This window comes from Thioclava litoralis, from assembly GCF_045278885.1.
Taxonomy (GTDB): Bacteria; Pseudomonadota; Alphaproteobacteria; order Rhodobacterales; family Rhodobacteraceae; genus Thioclava; species Thioclava litoralis.
The window spans coordinates 278,334-294,556 of record NZ_CP135444.1; the positions used below are offsets into that span (position 1 = coordinate 278,334).

Consider the following 16,223-nt stretch of genomic DNA (forward strand, 5'->3'; position numbering starts at 1 on the left):
GAACTAAGGCCGAACGCACCGAGCATTATAGACAAAAATTAATATTTGTCTATAAGCGGCGCGCGAGGCACTCCGTGGTGGTAGTTGCTGCAGATGTTATGCGCATGACCTTTCTAGATACGGCTGCCCAGCACCTCGGTTGATTCGAAGAATGGCCCCGTACTCCCGTCGAAAAGCGCTGAAATGTGCCGATCCTCCGTGCTGACGGCCAAAAATTTGCGAAAAACTTCGAGAAGCCGCCTCAGGAGAGTTTGCGAAAAATATTTTTTCAAGCCGGTTGCCGCCAGCGGGTTCTGGAGATCGGCCGCACTGCGGTCTTTGCGAAAAAATGGGGCGCTTCGCGAGGGGGTTGCACCGTCGAAAAGCCTGGCACAGACCTATAGAAATTCCGCGTGGATCAATCGCTTAATTGACCCGTCGGACATAACCGCGCCAGCACTTTCGCTGCCCGCGCGTAGGTCGTCAAGGAGGCGAAGTTGCCAGACCCCTCTGTTCTTGAAATCCCGGATAACGGCGGGCCCGTTGCGGTACTGGCCGACCTTCATCTCAAGTCCTACTTTTGGCTTGGAGGCAATCCTCTCAAATTCCACGGGCTGGAGGATCGCCTGTTTCAGCATGACCTCGATGCCCTGATCATTGCCGGAGATCTGTCAGATACTCTCGGTCCGTCCCTGCAGGACGCGCTTGCCTATCTGGCCCGTTACGTGCCCGCGGATCGCATCTACATCGTCCCGGGGAACCACGACTTTTACAGGGGCAGGCTCGACGATGACAGACGCCTGCGCGACATGGTCCGTGGCAACGGGAGTTGGTTTGCTCAGCAGACCTAACTCCGCCATCGCCGCGACCGCTACTTCTGCGCCACTCTCTGGATCGACTTCGACCTCATGGGCGTCAGAAAAGCAGCCATGCAATCCGCGCGCCGGTTCATGCGCGACTTTGATATGATTTCCACCAAAGCCCCTGATTATGAGAAGTACGATCCAGATGTGGTACAGCCGCTTCATCTTGTCCCGATCACGCCCGAGGATACCATCAGGCTGCATGGCGAGCATCGCGCCTGGCTGGAGGAGCGTTTGGCGACCCCACATTTTGCAGGCCAAGGCCGTACCTTCGTTGTCACCCATCATGGCCCGCACCCATCCGCCGCAGGCCCGCTGGATCTCCTGACGCCAGCTTTCCATTCGGATCTGACCGATGTGATAAAACAGGCAGATATCGACACATGGTTCTTCGGACATTCGCATCGACGGCTGTCCTCCACGGTTGCGGGTACACGCATTCAGAATATTTCGATCGGATACCCCGACGAGGATCATGGCCAAGACGAGGATGATCTGGCGGCGGCTTGCATCGTCAGCGAAGCTCCAGCCTTGCAGTCTCTGAACGAGCCGTGGGAGCAGCACGACATCCATCCGGCGCTTGAACGGGATTACGCATACGCGCTGCGGTGCCACGAAACCTACACGCCCGTTCTGCTGGATAAACTGTCAGCCGAAACATGCGTCATCCTGCGCTGTGAACTGGCGGGATGCGCCAGTCCCATCGTGCCGGAAGGAGACGCGTATTATGCAGCCGATATCATGCTCGCGCTCGGTCGAAGACTGGCAGGGTCACGATGATGTCGGTTAAGGCGATCATCGCGATCTCGGGAATACTGGTCTACCTGGTCGGTCTTGTCCATGTGATCATCGCCTATCGGGGAACAACGCGATCGGCTGAACCGGATCTGGAGCGGGTGAGAAGATTTGTCGAAAGCGCGCCCCCGCTCCCCAACCACTTGCCTCGCACCCCAAGCGATCCCAGCAACGAGACGCACAGCTATCGCTTGGAGGAAGGCGAGGCTGGAGCGGACACCGCAAAAGCCTATGAGGCACCGCGTTGACCGCCGCACTCATCGCGGATTTCCTGATTTCCACGGCTGGGCCCCCGAAAAACATGGGGGTCGCTTCGCAGAGCCATGATGGCGGGTTTGAAATCCGAACGAGACGCTAGCGCAATGAAGTTTCTGATCTTAACAAGGTAAATGGAGTCCTATCATGAGTGAACATCCTGACGCATGGATCATTCTGCGCGTCACAATCATCCAGCGCGGCGAGCCTGTCGAAGAATTGCGGGTGCTGGCAGGCTGGTTCGGCGGCTATATGAAGTCCGACCGGTGGCGGATCAACTCCGGTATTGTCAACGTTGAGGCCGATGAACATGAGTATCGCTTTCGCGGCCATTCGGGCTTTGTATATGTCTGCCAGCGAAACGCTTATGGCCTCTCGTCAATCATGAAGTCCGGGCTCAGATTGACCGAACGGTTGCCGCAATTCCGCAGCATCGAACTCCTTGAAGATCAGGATTGGACGGCAATCCAGCTTTAGGGCGGGTGAGGCTGGTAGGCGAGAGGGCTTTCAGCCTACTATAAAGCTTTACGCCGCCGCTTGGGAAACCTGACAGCTTTCCAGCCGCTGTACATCTCTGGCTCAGGCCGCGACCTTCCTGGCCGTCATCAAAGGAGAAGGTAATTGTAGCATCCATCGCGTTGAAAGGTCATATCCGCTCCCGAACATGACAGGGAGGAACCCTTGACCTGCAAACTTCCGTATTCATTCTCGATAACCTGAGCAAACCAAGAATATCCAGCTCGCGCGAACTTGCATAAAGCACTGATACATCTCATTCTATGGCTGATTTACACCAAGGTGCTTCATGTCGACTGCCGTTAATCAGAACCCCGAGCAATTGGCCCGAGACCGAATTGACGAATTGCTCCGCGCTGCGGGCTGGGTCGTGCAAGACAAGTCGGCCATCGACTTCGGTGCGGGCCTCGGCGTCGCCGTTCGAGAGTATCAGACGGATATAGGCCCTGCAGACTACGTCCTGTTCGTCGACCGTTCTGCCGTCGGTGTCATCGAGGCAAAGCCTGAGACATGGGGCGAGAAATTGACAACCGTCGAGGATCAGTCCTCCGGCTACGCGAACGCTCGGTTGAAATGGGTCAGCAACGCGGAGCCGTTGCCCTTCGTGTATGAAAGCACCGGCACGATCACAAGGTTCACCGATGGCCGGGATCCGTCGCCGCGGTCTCGCGAGGTCTTCACCTTCCACAGGCCGGAAACCCTGAAATCCTGGTCGAATGCGCCGTTTTCCTTCCGGACCGGGCTGAGCAAGCTCCCGGAACTCAACACCGACGGCCTCCGCGACTGCCAGATCACCGCGATCACCAACCTCGAGGCATCTCTCCAGGCCGGGAAGCCGCGCGCCCTCGTCCAGATGGCAACCGGATCTGGCAAGACCTTCACCGCCATCACCCAGGTCTACCGTCTGCTGAAACACACCGGCGCGCGCCGCATCCTGTTCCTGGTCGATACGAAGAACCTTGGCGAACAGGCTGAGCAGGAGTTCATGGCCTATGTCCCGAACGACGACAATCGCAAGTTCACCGAGCTTTACAACGTCCAGCGCCTGACATCGCCCTCGATGGCCGGTGATACCCAGGTCGTCATCTCCACCATTCAGCGGATGTATGCCACGCTGAAAGGCGAGGATCTCGATGAAAGCCTTGAGGACGAAAATCCGGCGGAACAGAAGTTCCGGCCAAAGACGCCCAAGCCCGTCGTCTACAATCCCAAGCTCCCGCCCGAGACCTTCGATGTCGTGGTGATCGATGAATGCCACCGCTCGATCTACAACCTGTGGCGTCAGGTCAGCGAATACTGGGATGCGTTCCTTGTCGGCCTGACCGCAACGCCGGACAACCGCACCTTCGGCTTCTTCAAGAAGAACGTCGTCAGCGAATACACCCATGAGAAGGCCGTCGCCGACAAGGTCAATGTCGGCAATGAGGTCTATATCATCGAGACCAAGGTCACCAAAGGCGGCGGCAAGGTGCAAGCCCAACAGCTGGTCGAGAAACGCGAACGGGCGACCCGCGCAAAGCGATGGGAAACCCAGGACGTGGACGAAGCTTATGCCGCCACGCAGCTCGACCGCTCCGTCGTGGCACCCGACCAGATCCGCACCGTCATCCGCACCTTCCACGATCAGTGGCCCGAGATCTTCCCCGGCCGCAAGGAACTCCCCAAGACCCTCATCTTCGCCAAGACCGACAGCCACGCCGACGACATCATCCAGACCGTCCGGGAGGAATTCGGCGAAGGCAACGAATTCTGCCGCAAGATCACCAATGGCGCAAAGAACCCCAAATCTTCGCTCACCGCGTTCCGCAACGAATATTACCCGCGCATCGCCGTCACCGTGGACATGATCGCCACCGGCACCGATGTGAAGCCGCTCGAATGACCGATCTCGACAGTTTGCCGGAACCTGACATCCTGCTCGAGGAAATCCTCGAGAACCTCGGCGCAGCGATGGAGAATTTCGCAGCGATCCGGCAGGCGAATTGAGGCTGAAGCGGCTATTCTGCCGCAGAAGCACCTCGCAGATTCCGCTATCCCAGAAATAGTACGGGCGCCCAGTGGGCGCCCTATATCTTGATCGAAACTTGGCTTCGCGGGATCCTTGCCCCGATTTCGCGACAACTTTGCCCCGATTTACACCCTCAATGTGTCCAGTTGCCGCGGCGGTCGGAAGAGAAGTTTTCGCCATAGCCGCGATTGCGGATGTTGGCGGCGCGTTTGTGGGGTTCGGTGACGGTGTATTCCAGACCTTTGTCCTTGGCATAGGCTTCGGCCTCGGCACGGGTCTCGAAGCGCAGGCGCACCTGCGACTGGGTGTCCGAGGAGCTGGTCCAGCCCATCAGCGGATCGAGGTCGCGCGCGCCTTCATGCGTGAAGTCCAAAACCCATTGCTTGGTTTTCGCTACGCCGGATTGCATCGCGGTTTTCGCGGGTTGGTAGATACGTGCGCGCATGAACGTCCTCCGAAATACTCTGCCTTGTCTTAGCCCATCACAGCGAAATCGCAAGAGATTCCGGCCATAAATCGCGACATTCCGTCACAGGATTTCTATAGGCCGGTTCTTTGGGGCCTTGCGCAAAGGCGGGCGGGGGCTATCGAAAATCGCTGCTACGGATGCCGTGTTTGGCCAGTTTATCGTAAAAAGTCTTTCGGGGAAGTTGCAAACGTGCCATCGCGGCGGTGGCATTTCCGCGTTCGGCGCGCAGCGCATTGCGCAAAAGAGCGGCCTCGTATCGCGTGACCATCTCGGAAAGGGACATGTCGCCGCCGGTTTCGGGGGCGGGGCCATTTTCCAGCCCAAGGCAAAAGGTTTCGGCAAACTGTTCCAGTTCGCGCAGGTTGCCGGGCCAGTCATGCACGTCCAGATGCGCCTGATCGACTTCGGTCAGGGGGGGCACCGTTTTCCCGCGACGTGCCGCGGCACTGGTGGCGAAATGGCGAAACAGCGGCCCGATATCCTCGCGGCGCGCCCGCAAAGGGGGGAGCGTCAGGCTGAGGCCACTCAGCCGGTAATAGAGGTCGTCGCGGAACCGGCCTGCCGCAACCTCGGCTCCAAGATCGATACGGGTGCCCGCGATGACCCAAAGATCGACCGCACGCGCCGAGGTGGCACCGACCGGCCAGAGCTGGCCGGTTTCGATGACCTCCAGAATGCGGGCCTGCATCTCGGGGCCGAGCGCCTCGATCCCGTTGAGATAGAGCAACCCGCGCGAGGCGCTTTCGATCCGCCCGAAGCTGCGCATATGGGGGCCGGAGCCACCCACGCGCCCCAGAAATTCGGCATCGAAACGTTCGGGCGAGATCGCGGCGCAATTGACCGAGACGAAGGGGCGGGTCCGTCTTGTGCTGAGGGCATGGATATGGCGGGCAAGTCGCTCTTTGCCCACACCGGCCTCCCCCAGAAACAGGGCGTTGACGCCGGAGGCCGCCACATGTCGGGCGGCATCGCGCAGATGCCGCATGGCGGCACTTTCGCCAATCAGATCGGGGGCTTGGCCGCTTTCATCGCGGGCGGCGCGTAATTCGCGGTTTTCCAGTACCAGCCGTCTTGCGGCAAGCGCACGATGCAGCGTCGCTTCCAGTGTCGCGCGGCTGACCGGCTTGGTCAGGAAATCATAGACCCCGTCGCGCAAGGCCCCGACCGCCATTTCCACATCGCCATGTCCGGTGATCAGGATGACGGGCAGATCGGGGTCGATCTCGCGCAGCCTGCGGGCCAGTGTGATACCGTCCATGCCGGGCATGCGCACATCCGACAGGATGACACCGGGCCAGTCCTCGGTCAGGCCCGCCAGCCCCTCGAAGGGGTCGGCAAACCCCTCGACCTCGAACCCCGCCATTTGCAGCCCTTGCCGCTGTGCGGCCAGCAGGGGGGCGTCATCCTCGATCAGGCGTATCAGGCCGTGGGTCATCGGGCCTCCCAGAGGGTAAGATCCATGCGCCAGCGCGCCCCCGTCCGGTCTGCTGCCGGATCATAGCTGAGATCGCCACCGAAATCGCGCAGGATGGATTGACAGATGACCAGACCCAGCCCCAGTCCTGTGGCCTTGGTGGTCTGGAACGGCGTGAAGGGCGCGCGTGCCACCATAGGCGCCAACCCCGGCCCGTTATCGCAGATATAGAGCGAGATCTGTGTCTCGTGGCGGACGATCTCCAGCCAGATCCGCCCATCCGACCGCCCCGAAAGCGCCTCTTGGGCATTTTGGATAAGGTTGACCAGAACCTGTTCCAGACGCACGGATTCCGCATCGATAAGCAGGTCTTCCGGGATTTCGGGCGCGCTGATCCCGACGGCTTCGGTGGCGCGGCGGCTGGCCGCCAGCCTGAGCGAGGCCTGCCATGCCGCGCGCAGCGAAACCGGCTCGCGATTGCCGCGCGATTTGCGCGCAAAGCCCCGCAGGTCGGAAGTGATGGTGCCGATCCGGTGCGACATCTCCACGATCTGGCGCAGATTGTCGCGCAGCGGGTCATGCTGCTGGCCTGCGGGAACCGCATCCTGCCCGTATTCCGCCAGCAGCCGGATTGTCGAAAGCGGCTGGTTGATCTCATGTGCCACCCCGGCCGAGATCTGCCCCAGCGAGGCCAGCTTGTTGGCCTGTACCAGCGCCGCCTGCATGCCCGCCAGCTGCGCTTCGGCCTCTTCGCGCTCGCGGATCTGGCGGGTCAGCGCCAGCGTGCGGGTCTCGACATCGCGTTCGAGCCGGTCGCGATATTGCGCGGCGACCCGCTGCCTGCGGCGGAACGTCCGGTGTGCAAGCCACAGCGCGGCCATCACAAGGGCGCCCCCCGCGGTGATCGCGCCTGCCAGCAGATGCGCGGGCCAAGGCGCGACATGCAGATGCAGCTGCCACCCCGATCCGGGCACTGCCTCGGAGACAGTGACCGGCCCCCTTACGGGCGAGGGGCCGAAGCGCAGGGCAGGGTCGGAGGTCAGCGTCACCCGCCCGTCGCGGTCCGTGATCCACGCCAGATGATCGGACCCGCGCCAGCCATTTTCGAGCACATCGAAGGTCAGCTTGACCACCACCACGCCCAAAGGGGCCTGTGCCCCGCCGATCCGGCGCGACAGATACAGACCCGGCTGGTGACTGACCGAGCCAAGCGCATATTCGCGGCCCTCTCCGGTCTGCAAGGCGTCGCGGATATAGCTGCGATACCCGTAGGAGGTGCCCACAAAAGACGCCTCGTCGCGCCAGTTCGAGGCCGCCACCGCCACCCCTTGGACATTGGTGACATAGATGACGGAGGCGTTGATATCGGCATTCAGCTCCTCGAGACGTTCCGAAAGGCGTTGCCATTGCGCGGGGGTGGCATCCTGCTGTGTGCCGATAATGCCCTGATCGGTTGCCAGCACCGCGCCGACAGATTTCTGGCGTGCCAGTTCCGAGGCAATCGCCAGAACCCGCATATGGGCATCTGTGGCGGCGTCTGCGGCAAGCCTCTTGGAAAGCTGGTGGTCGGCCACCAGATATAGGGCCAGCAGACAGAGCGTGCAGCCCGCCCCAAGCAGGGCAGGCCCCCAGCGCCACCACGAAGCCGAGTCTGTCTGTGTCATGTGGCGCGTATATCCGTCATGAATGTTTCACTTTCCACATTATGTGATTTTCAACTGTGTGGAAAGCGAAACAGTTTTGCGCGCCGAAAAATGTGAATTTTCATGATTTATAAAGAGTTAACAAAATTTCCGTGAAAATGGGACTCCCCGCTGGGTTTTCATATGCTCGCTGCAATCTCAAAGCATGTGGAGGAGCAGATGCAGTTCGAGAGCAGCGGCACGACCGCCCATCGGCATATTCCGTTCTATCGTCATCTCTATTTCCAGGTTCTGGTCGCCATCGCGTGTGGTGCCGTTCTTGGCCATTTCTATCCCAGCGTCGGCGAGGCGATGAAGCCGATCGGGGACGCCTTTATCAAACTGGTGAAAATGATCATCGCTCCGGTGATCTTCCTGACTATCGTGACCGGTCTCTCCGGCATGGGGTCGCTCAAGCATGTGGGGTCGGTTGCCGCCAAGGCGCTTGGCTATTTCCTCTTCTTCTCGACGCTGGCGCTGATCGTTGGCCTGATCGTGGCCAATGTGGTGCATCCGGGGGCGGGGATGAATATCGACCCTGCCACCCTCGATACCAGCAAGGTCAGCAGCTATGCCGAAAAGGCACATGAGACCTCGCTGCAGGGCTTCCTTATGGGCATTATCCCCACAACGCTGGTTTCGGCCTTTGTGGATGGCAATATCCTGCAGGTTCTTCTGGTTGCGATCCTGTTCGGGGTAAGCTGTATTCTGGTCGGCGAACCCGCCCAGCCGGTTGTGAAATTCTGCGAGAAACTGTCGCTTGTCGTGTTCCGTCTGGTGGCAATCCTGATGAAAGCGGCCCCCTTGGGCGCGTTCGGAGCCTTCGCCTTTACCATCGGCAAATATGGCATCGGCTCCATCGCCAATCTCGCGATGCTGGTCGGCACGTTCTATCTGACCGCCGCGATCTTCATCTTCGGCGTGCTGGGAGTGGTGGGCTGGCTCTGCGGCTTCTCGATCTTCAAGCTGGTCGCCTATCTCAAGGCCGAGCTGCTGCTGGTGCTGGGCACGTCCTCATCGGAATCGGCCCTGCCGGCCCTGATGGAAAAGATGGAGCGCGCAGGCTGTGCCCGTCCTGTTGTGGGTCTGGTGATCCCGACCGGCTATTCCTTCAATCTGGATGGCACCAATATCTACATGACCTTGGCCGCGCTGTTCATTGCCCAGTCGATGAATATCGATATTTCCTTGGGCGACCAGATCCTGCTCTTGCTCGTGGCGATGCTGTCCTCGAAAGGTGCGGCAGGTGTGACGGGGGCGGGCTTCATCACACTGGCGGCAACGCTTTCGGTGGTGCCGACTGTGCCTGTGGCAGGGATGGCGCTGATTCTGGGGGTCGACCGTTTCATGTCCGAATGCCGTTCGCTGACCAACTTTATCGGCAATGCCGTGGCAACCATCGTGGTCAGCCGCTGGGAAGGCAAGCTGGATAAAGAGCAGCTACACCGCGCGCTTAATGGAGAGTTGCCGCCGTTGCCGCAAAGCACGATCCATTCCAGCGAGGCCGCCGAGCCCAGTCAGGCCTGAGCCTTTCCCCCCGAGCCTTTCCCCAAGTCCGGTCCTCCCATAAACCGGCAAAGCACGAAAACCGGAGCGTCCCTGACGCTCCGGTTTTTTCGTGGTCCGGCATTTGCTGGCATGTGCGGAAGACGCGCCCGACCGGCCTCCGTCTGGCCCTATTGGTCTGGCTCCATAGGACTTGGCAGGGCGGGCAACCAGAGGCGCCGCGCTCCCGCCAGAAGGGTTGCAGGGTCTGGCCCGGGCAATGATGCCGCCTTGGGCCGCGCCTTGGCCCGCTCAGGCTTTGGTCTTCTTCAGGCTTTGGTCTTCGACAGCAGCCAGTCCCGCGCGGCGGAGATATAGAAGAACTTGCGGGCCGAGGCCATGTGATCGACACCCTCGAAGGTCAGGAAGGTGATATTGCCGCCCTCATCCAGATAGCCGTTCACCTGATCGTCCAGCGCCTTCTGATCGGTGACAGGGAAGATCAGATCGGGATCGAGCGTGGTATCGGGGCGGGTGATCTTGGCCCCCGCATCACGCCAGACCGGCAGGCAGGCTTCGGTCCAGGGGGTGGATTTCTGGTCTTCCGTGCCGGTGATGATCAGCAGGTTCTGATCGGCCAGCCCCACGACATCCTGTGGCCGTTGCTGACCGGCAATGATCAGACCCGCCGCGAAGGTTTCGGGATGGTGCGCCATCAGCCAGAGCGAGGTCATCGCCCCCATTGACCAGCCCGTGCAATAGACGCGGGCGGGGTCGATTTTCAGCACCTTGTCGCGCCGGTCGGACAGGTTGGGATTGCCGTAATTCCAGGTGTTGGACAAAAGCGACTGCACCAGCCGATAGGTGTTTTCCACATCGGCGGTATGCTCCCAGTAATCGTTCATCGTGGTCCGTTCGTAGCGGGGGGTGATGACGACGCATTCCTCCTTGGCCTGCTGTTCTGGCATCCCCCAGATGCTGGCGATGCAGGTTTCGGTCAGCGTCTCCTTACAGGTGCCATCATAGCTTGTGCCGGAATGGGTGATCGCAAGGATCAGGGGATAGGACTTTTCTTCCCCGCCCTCGGCAAGGAAGGATTTGGGCAGGTAGATACTATATTCCAGCCACGCCGAGCGGCTGTCATCCCACCACCAATGGTTCTGCTCCCATGCATCCACGCCACGAATGGCCACGGAGGTTCCGTGACCGGAGACATTGCTCCACTGCTTGTCCGCCGCCGGATAGCTGGCCCCTGCGAGAGTGCGGATCTCTGCCGTCTGGGTCAGGCGGACCTTCTCGCTATCGGTGGTGGGCTGGCTGAGATCGTCCGCATGGGCGAATTCGGCAATCACATAGCGGCCCTTGACCGAGCTCTGGTCCAGCCGCCGCATCGCGGTGTCGTTGGTATAGATCGCGACAATCTCGCGGGCGACAGGCGTTTTCTCGGTGTCGTTATTGCTGGGGCCTGCGGGCATGCCGGGGTAATAGCCATCGGCTGTGGGCACCACAGCGGCGCTATAGCTGCTGGTCGACAGGCTTTCGGGGTCGATCTCGGTGTCATATTCGACGGCGATGGCATAGACTTTCTCGCCGCCCCCCGTCACCTCGCATATCGCGGTGATGCCCTGCAGGCCGGGGGTCATCGGGGCGGAGTTTTGCGACATGGCAGAAGCCGCCGCCTGAAATCCGTTGGCATCCTGTGCCAGAAGCGGTGTCCCGCTGGTCATGCAAACACCCGTTGCCACGCCGGAAAGAAGAAAAGACCGTCTGGAAAGAAAAACCATGAGGATACCTGTGCTGTGATTGCGCGTGCCGGTTGGCCGCCATTACTGGAACCAATATGGTTCCTATATTGGAAAGGTCCAGCGCGACCTGTGTTTCTGTCCAATTCTTGAAGAGGGGTCTTGAATGGTGGGGCGCTCTGGCCTGGGTGCTGCGGCCCCGTGCGGCTTAGGGTAAACCCTAACCGCCTGCGGGTTGCCCCCAAATTGCCGGAGCGGTTGACGGGCGGTAGGCTCTGGGAACCCAGCAGCATATCCGCGAGGACACACATATGGCACGGCAGGCAGCGGTATCAGTCAGGAAACGGCTCGCATATGGGGCCGGTGCAGTGGCGCTTGTGATCGGGGGAGGGGTGCTTTGGGCGCTCCAGCCCCCCGCGCTGGATCCGGAACTTTCGCCGGGCTTTGTGGGCGAGGCGCCTACGGCGCTGGTCGCGCAGGGGCGCTACATTGCCGAGTTGGGCGATTGTGTGGCCTGTCACACGGCCAGAGGCGGGGCCGAAATGGCGGGCGGGCTGGCCTTGGAAAGCCCGATGGGGACGATCTATTCGACCAATATCACCCCCGATCCGGAGGCCGGTATCGGGGCATGGAGTTTTGCCGAATTCGATCGTGCGATGCGTAAGGGGGTGGCAAAGGACGGGCATAATCTCTATCCGGCCATGCCTTATCCGTCCTATGCGAAAATGAGCGCGGCGGATATGGGGGCGCTGTGGGCCTATCTCCGGCAAGGGCTGGAACCGGTGAAGGACACCCCGCCGCGTACCGCGCTCGGCTTTCCGTTCAACCAGCGCTGGGGCTTGGGGTTATGGAATACGGCTTTCCTGCAAAAGACCCCCTTTGCCGCTGATCCGGCGCAGAGTGCGCAATGGAACCGCGGGGCCTATCTCGTGCAGGGGCTGGGGCATTGCGGAGCCTGCCACACGCCGCGTGGCATAGGTTTTCAGGAAGTCACTATGGATGGCACGGGGCCCAAGGGGGACAGGTTTCTGGCCGGTGCCGAGGTGGAACACTGGAACGCGGTCTCGCTGCGCAACCTGTGGAGCGTGCCCGATATGGTCGAGCTACTGAAAACGGGGCAGAACCGTTTCGGCACGGTGTCGGGCAGCATGGTCGATGTGATCTCGCATTCGACCCAGCATATCAGCGACGCCGATCTGACAGCGATGGCCGTCTATATGGACAGCCTTCCCTCTGGCGCGGCTGTGCGGCAGGCCGATGAGGTGCCCACTGGCGCGCCCGTGCCGCTGACGACCTATACCACGGCGGGGGGGTTGGGCTATATGCAGTTCTGCTCGGATTGCCACAGACCGAACGGGGCCGGCGTGCCCGGCGTGTTCCCGCCCTTTGCCGGCAATCACACCATTGCCGCGCGCGATCCTGCCACGCTTTTGCACATCACCCTGACCGGCGGGGCCAGCGCACAGACCCAGACCCATCCGCGCGCCTTCCATATGCCGTCCTTCGCACGGCTGGGAGATGACGAGATTGCCGAGATCCTCAGCTTCCTGCGCGAGAACTGGGGGGCGGGCGCTCCGCCGGTCACAACGGCGCAGGTGGCGCAAGCCCGCAAGGCGCTGGACCCGTCGGTGGATGCGTCAAGCTTTGTCACGCCGCGCCTGCGGGGGCTGCTGGATGCGCCCAATGCCGAAGAACTGGTCTATGGGATGCGGCTCAATGCCGAAACCCGCGATCTGCTTCCCGACCATGTGGGTGACAAGCTGAACTGCACATCGTGCCACCTCAATGCGGGGACCGTGGCCGATGGCTCGCCCTATGTCGGTGTCACCGCCTTCTTTCCCACCTATATGACGCGGCCCGGCAAGGTGATCGATATGCAGGAGCGTATCAATGGCTGTTTCCAGCGGTCGATGAATGGCAAGCCTCTGGCCAGAGACAGTGCCGAAATGGCGGCATTCCTTGCCTATTACGACTGGATGCGCGGCAAAACCCGCCCCGAGGACAAGGTCGAGGGGCGCGGGATCGGCAAGATCGACACCTCGCTGACCCCTGATCCCGAACGCGGCGCGCAGATCTATACCGCGCAATGTGCCGCCTGCCACGGCGCGCAGGGCGAGGGGGTGAAGGATGCCGAGGGGCGGGTGGTCTATCCGCCGCTCTGGGGGGCGGAATCCTTCAATATCGGGGCGGGCATGGCACGGACCTTCAAAGCGGCAGCTTTCGTCAAACATAATATGCCGATTGCGATGCATGACGGTTTCCCGCTGGGGCAAGGGGGGCTGAGCGATCAGGACGCGGTCGATGTGGCGGAGTATTTCACCCACATGCCGCGGCCCGATTTTGCCGGTAAGGTCAATGACTGGCTCAAAGATCCCAAGCCCTTCGATGCGCGGTACTGACGCTATGTCCGGGTCCAAAGCCGTCCGCTAGGGCGGCTTTGGAGCGGCAGGCCTCCGGTCACGACCGCTGTAACACCCCCGTTACGGCAAGAGGTTTGCCGACCGGATATTGACACAGAGCAAAGTGCGATCTGCCCGATTGCGGCATTCTGTGGGCATGCTTACTGTGCATTCCGCCCTGCGCGGCCTTCTGGCGGCGCTTTTTCTTGTCGTGGCTTTGCCTGCGGCGGCGCAGGATATTCGTGTGGGGGTGCTGGCCTTTCAGGGGGCTGCGCGGGCGCGGCAGGATTTTGCGCCGACCGTGGCGAGACTGGCAAAGGCTTTGCCGCAGGCGGATGTCGTGCTTGTGCCGCTTGATCTGGGGGGGCTGACCAAGGCGGTTGCAGCGGGCCAGCTTGATTTCGTCATCACCAATCCCGGCCATTATCTCACGCTGGAAGCGCGGTTCGGGGTCACCCGTATCGCGACCTTGCAAAGCTTCGACCGCGCTTATCCTACCGATACGGTCGGGTCTGCGGTGATTGTGCGAAACCGTCCCGGACATGCCACCCGTCTGTCCGATCTTGCCTCGGCGCGGCTTGCCGTGGTCAGTACGGAGGCGTTTGGCGGCTGGCAGGTTGCCGCGCAGGAACTGCGCCGCGCAGGCGTCCCCTCTGACCGTCTTGCCGCATTGGTCGAGACAGGCTTTCCGATGGACCATGTGATCACGGCCCTGCGCGAGGGGCGCGCAGATGCTGCGGTGCTGCGGGCCTGTATGCTCGAGGATGAAATCGCGCGGGGGCATGTCGGTCGGGCGGAGTTTGCGGTTGTGGGCGCGCGCCAGAGTGCCGGTTTTCCCTGTCAGCTTTCCTCGCGCCTTTATCCCGACTGGCCCTTTGCACGGCTGGCGGGCAGCGATGAACGTCTTGCCAAGACCGTGGCCACCGCCTTGCTGGCCATGCCCGAAACCGCCGGGCAGGCATGGGCGGCACCGGAGGATTATACGCCTGTCCATACCCTGTTGCGGGCGCTGCATATCGGCCCCTATGCCTCGCTCGATCCGCCGGGGGTGCGGCAGTATCTTCTGGCCCATTGGCAATGGGTGCTTGCGGCAAGTCTGGCGCTGGCGCTGTGGGCGATACACGGGGCACGGGTCGAGATTCTGGTGCGTCGCCGCACGGCGGAACTCCGGCGTGAAAGCGCCGAGCGGGAGAAGGCCGAGCGGAGCGCGCAAAAGCACCTTGAGGAACGCAACCAGTATGCGCGGCTGGGGATCGTGGGCGAAATGGCCTCGTCTATCGCGCATGAGTTGAACCAGCCGCTGGCCGCGATTGCCAATTATGCCGAAGGGCTGACCCGCGTCCTCGACCGTGGTCAGCCCGATCCCGCCTTCTTGCGCCACGGCACGCGCGGGATTGCCGGTCAGGCCGAACGCGCGGGGGCCATTCTGCGACGGGTCCGTGGCTTCCTGCATCGTCGTGATGCGCAACGCGGCCCGCTCGACCTGAATGTGGTCCTGCGTGAGGTGGTCGAGTTTTTCACCGTGGCCACGGCACGACACGATATTCCGCTCCGTCTGGAACTGGCCGCGGATCTGCCTGCCGTTCTGGCGGATCGGGTCGAGGTCGAACAGGTGCTGCTCAACCTGTTACAGAACGCGCTGGAGGCCACAGAGGCCGCGCCGCAGGCGACGGGGCCGCGCGATATTGTTCTGGCCACCTGTGTCAGGGGGGGCAAGGTCGTGGTCACGCTCCGCGATCACGGCACGGGGCTGACAGAGGCCGCCGCCGCACAGCTTTTCGACCCGTTTTTCACCACCAAGGCGACAGGGCTCGGGCTTGGTTTGCCGATCTGTCGCACGATTATCGAAAGTCATGGCGGGCGGCTTTGGGCCGAGACCGCAGCGGGAGGGGGCGTGAGGATGTGCTTTGTCCTGCCCGCCAGTCTGGCATCACAGGAGGGTCGGCCATGTGCCAGTGCGACAGGGATCCGCTGATCTGGAGTATCGATGATGACGAGGGGTTCCGGCAATCGCTGCGCTTTCTCTTTGCGTCGGTGGGCCATGAGGTGCGGCTTTGGGACAGTGGGCAGGCCTTTCTGGAGGCGCTGCCGGACCTGTTACCGCTGCCGCCTGCGGTGCTGGTGATGGATATACGCATGCCGGGAATGAGCGGGCTGGAACTGCTGCGTCATCTCCGTGCCAGATCCTTCGTGCTGCCGATCCTGATCGTGACGGGGCATGGCGATGTGCAGATGGCGGTCGAGGCGTTGAAGGCGGGCGCGGATGACTTTATCGAAAAGCCTTTCAAAGAACAGCATCTGCTGGATGTGACCGAACGCGCGTTACGGCTGGCACCCGCGCGACTGGATGTTCTGGCCGGACAACAGCGGCTGGAGGCGCGGCTGGCCCGCCTGAGCGGGCGGGAACGCGAGGTGCTGGAGGGCATATTGGAGGGCAAGCCCAACAAGGTCATGGCCAGCGACATGGAGCTGTCGATCAAGACGATAGAGGTTCATCGCGCGGCCGTCATGAGCAAGATGGCCGCAAGCTCTGTGGCGGGGCTGGCCCATGCAATGGCAAGCCGCCACCGCCCGCATCCCTACGGATGTTTCTCCGCCGCAGAGTAGCCCCCTTCC

Annotated in this window: 13 protein-coding genes; 9 read left to right on the forward strand and 4 right to left on the reverse strand. The window is 61.5% G+C overall.

Going from position 1 to position 16,223, the window contains the following annotated elements:
- Window positions 1–476 precede the first annotated feature (476 nt).
- From RPE78_RS14890 to RPE78_RS14910, 5 genes are all read left to right on the forward strand, one after another.
- The gene (locus tag RPE78_RS14890) at window positions 477–830 is read left to right on the forward strand and encodes a metallophosphoesterase (protein WP_330646861.1); all 354 of its coding nucleotides are present in this window, start codon (window positions 477–479) and stop codon (window positions 828–830) included.
- A 78-nt stretch (window positions 831–908) separates the two neighbouring features.
- Window positions 909–1,622: a metallophosphoesterase family protein gene (locus tag RPE78_RS14895; RefSeq protein ID WP_406721685.1), complete on the forward strand. Its 714-nt coding sequence runs from the start codon at window positions 909–911 to the stop codon at window positions 1,620–1,622.
- Window positions 1,619–1,885, forward strand: a complete 267-nt coding sequence (locus RPE78_RS14900) for a hypothetical protein (RefSeq protein ID WP_330646863.1) — start codon at window positions 1,619–1,621, stop codon at window positions 1,883–1,885. Before RPE78_RS14895 ends, RPE78_RS14900 begins: the two co-directional genes overlap by 4 nt.
- A 154-nt stretch (window positions 1,886–2,039) precedes the next feature.
- Entirely contained in the window at window positions 2,040–2,369 is a 330-nt protein-coding gene (locus RPE78_RS14905) for a hypothetical protein (protein WP_330646864.1), read from the forward strand.
- 328 nt (window positions 2,370–2,697) lie between these two features.
- The gene (locus RPE78_RS14910; protein ID WP_330646865.1) at window positions 2,698–4,290 is read left to right on the forward strand and encodes a DEAD/DEAH box helicase family protein; all 1,593 of its coding nucleotides are present in this window, start codon (window positions 2,698–2,700) and stop codon (window positions 4,288–4,290) included.
- 259 nt (window positions 4,291–4,549) lie between these two features.
- Here the strand turns inward: RPE78_RS14910 and RPE78_RS14915 are convergent, their stop codons facing one another.
- The 3 genes from RPE78_RS14915 to RPE78_RS14925 form a co-directional block, all read right to left on the reverse strand.
- Window positions 4,550–4,861, reverse strand: a complete 312-nt coding sequence (locus RPE78_RS14915; RefSeq protein WP_330646866.1) for an ETC complex I subunit — start codon at window positions 4,859–4,861, stop codon at window positions 4,550–4,552.
- Window positions 4,862–5,000: 139 nt separating this feature from the next.
- On the reverse strand, window positions 5,001–6,320 hold the full coding sequence (locus RPE78_RS14920; protein WP_330646867.1) for a sigma-54 dependent transcriptional regulator: 1,320 nt from the start codon (window positions 6,318–6,320) through the stop codon (window positions 5,001–5,003).
- Window positions 6,317–7,963: an ATP-binding protein gene (locus tag RPE78_RS14925; RefSeq protein WP_330646868.1), complete on the reverse strand. Its 1,647-nt coding sequence runs from the start codon at window positions 7,961–7,963 to the stop codon at window positions 6,317–6,319. Before RPE78_RS14925 ends, RPE78_RS14920 begins: the two co-directional genes overlap by 4 nt.
- A gap of 198 nt (window positions 7,964–8,161) precedes the next feature.
- On the opposite strand from RPE78_RS14925, the gene RPE78_RS14930 reads away from it, so the two are divergent.
- Complete coding sequence (locus tag RPE78_RS14930; protein WP_330647273.1) at window positions 8,162–9,508, forward strand: dicarboxylate/amino acid:cation symporter; 1,347 nt, start codon at window positions 8,162–8,164, stop codon at window positions 9,506–9,508.
- Window positions 9,509–9,795: 287 nt separating this feature from the next.
- Here the strand turns inward: RPE78_RS14930 and RPE78_RS14935 are convergent, their stop codons facing one another.
- Window positions 9,796–11,250, reverse strand: a complete 1,455-nt coding sequence (locus RPE78_RS14935; RefSeq protein WP_330646869.1) for an alpha/beta hydrolase-fold protein — start codon at window positions 11,248–11,250, stop codon at window positions 9,796–9,798.
- Between the two features lie 269 nt (window positions 11,251–11,519).
- Here RPE78_RS14935 and RPE78_RS14940 point away from each other — a divergent pair, with 269 nt between their 5' ends.
- The 3 genes from RPE78_RS14940 (at window position 11,520) to RPE78_RS14950 (ending at window position 16,214) form a co-directional block, all read left to right on the forward strand.
- A complete protein-coding gene (locus RPE78_RS14940; RefSeq protein WP_330646870.1) occupies window positions 11,520–13,607 on the forward strand; it encodes a c-type cytochrome in 2,088 nt (695 codons plus the stop codon).
- A gap of 157 nt (window positions 13,608–13,764) precedes the next feature.
- Complete coding sequence (locus RPE78_RS14945) at window positions 13,765–15,582, forward strand: PhnD/SsuA/transferrin family substrate-binding protein (RefSeq protein WP_330646871.1); 1,818 nt, start codon at window positions 13,765–13,767, stop codon at window positions 15,580–15,582.
- Complete coding sequence (locus RPE78_RS14950) at window positions 15,555–16,214, forward strand: response regulator (RefSeq protein ID WP_330646872.1); 660 nt, start codon at window positions 15,555–15,557, stop codon at window positions 16,212–16,214. Before RPE78_RS14945 ends, RPE78_RS14950 begins: the two co-directional genes overlap by 28 nt.
- The last annotated feature ends 9 nt before the right edge of the window (window positions 16,215–16,223 follow it).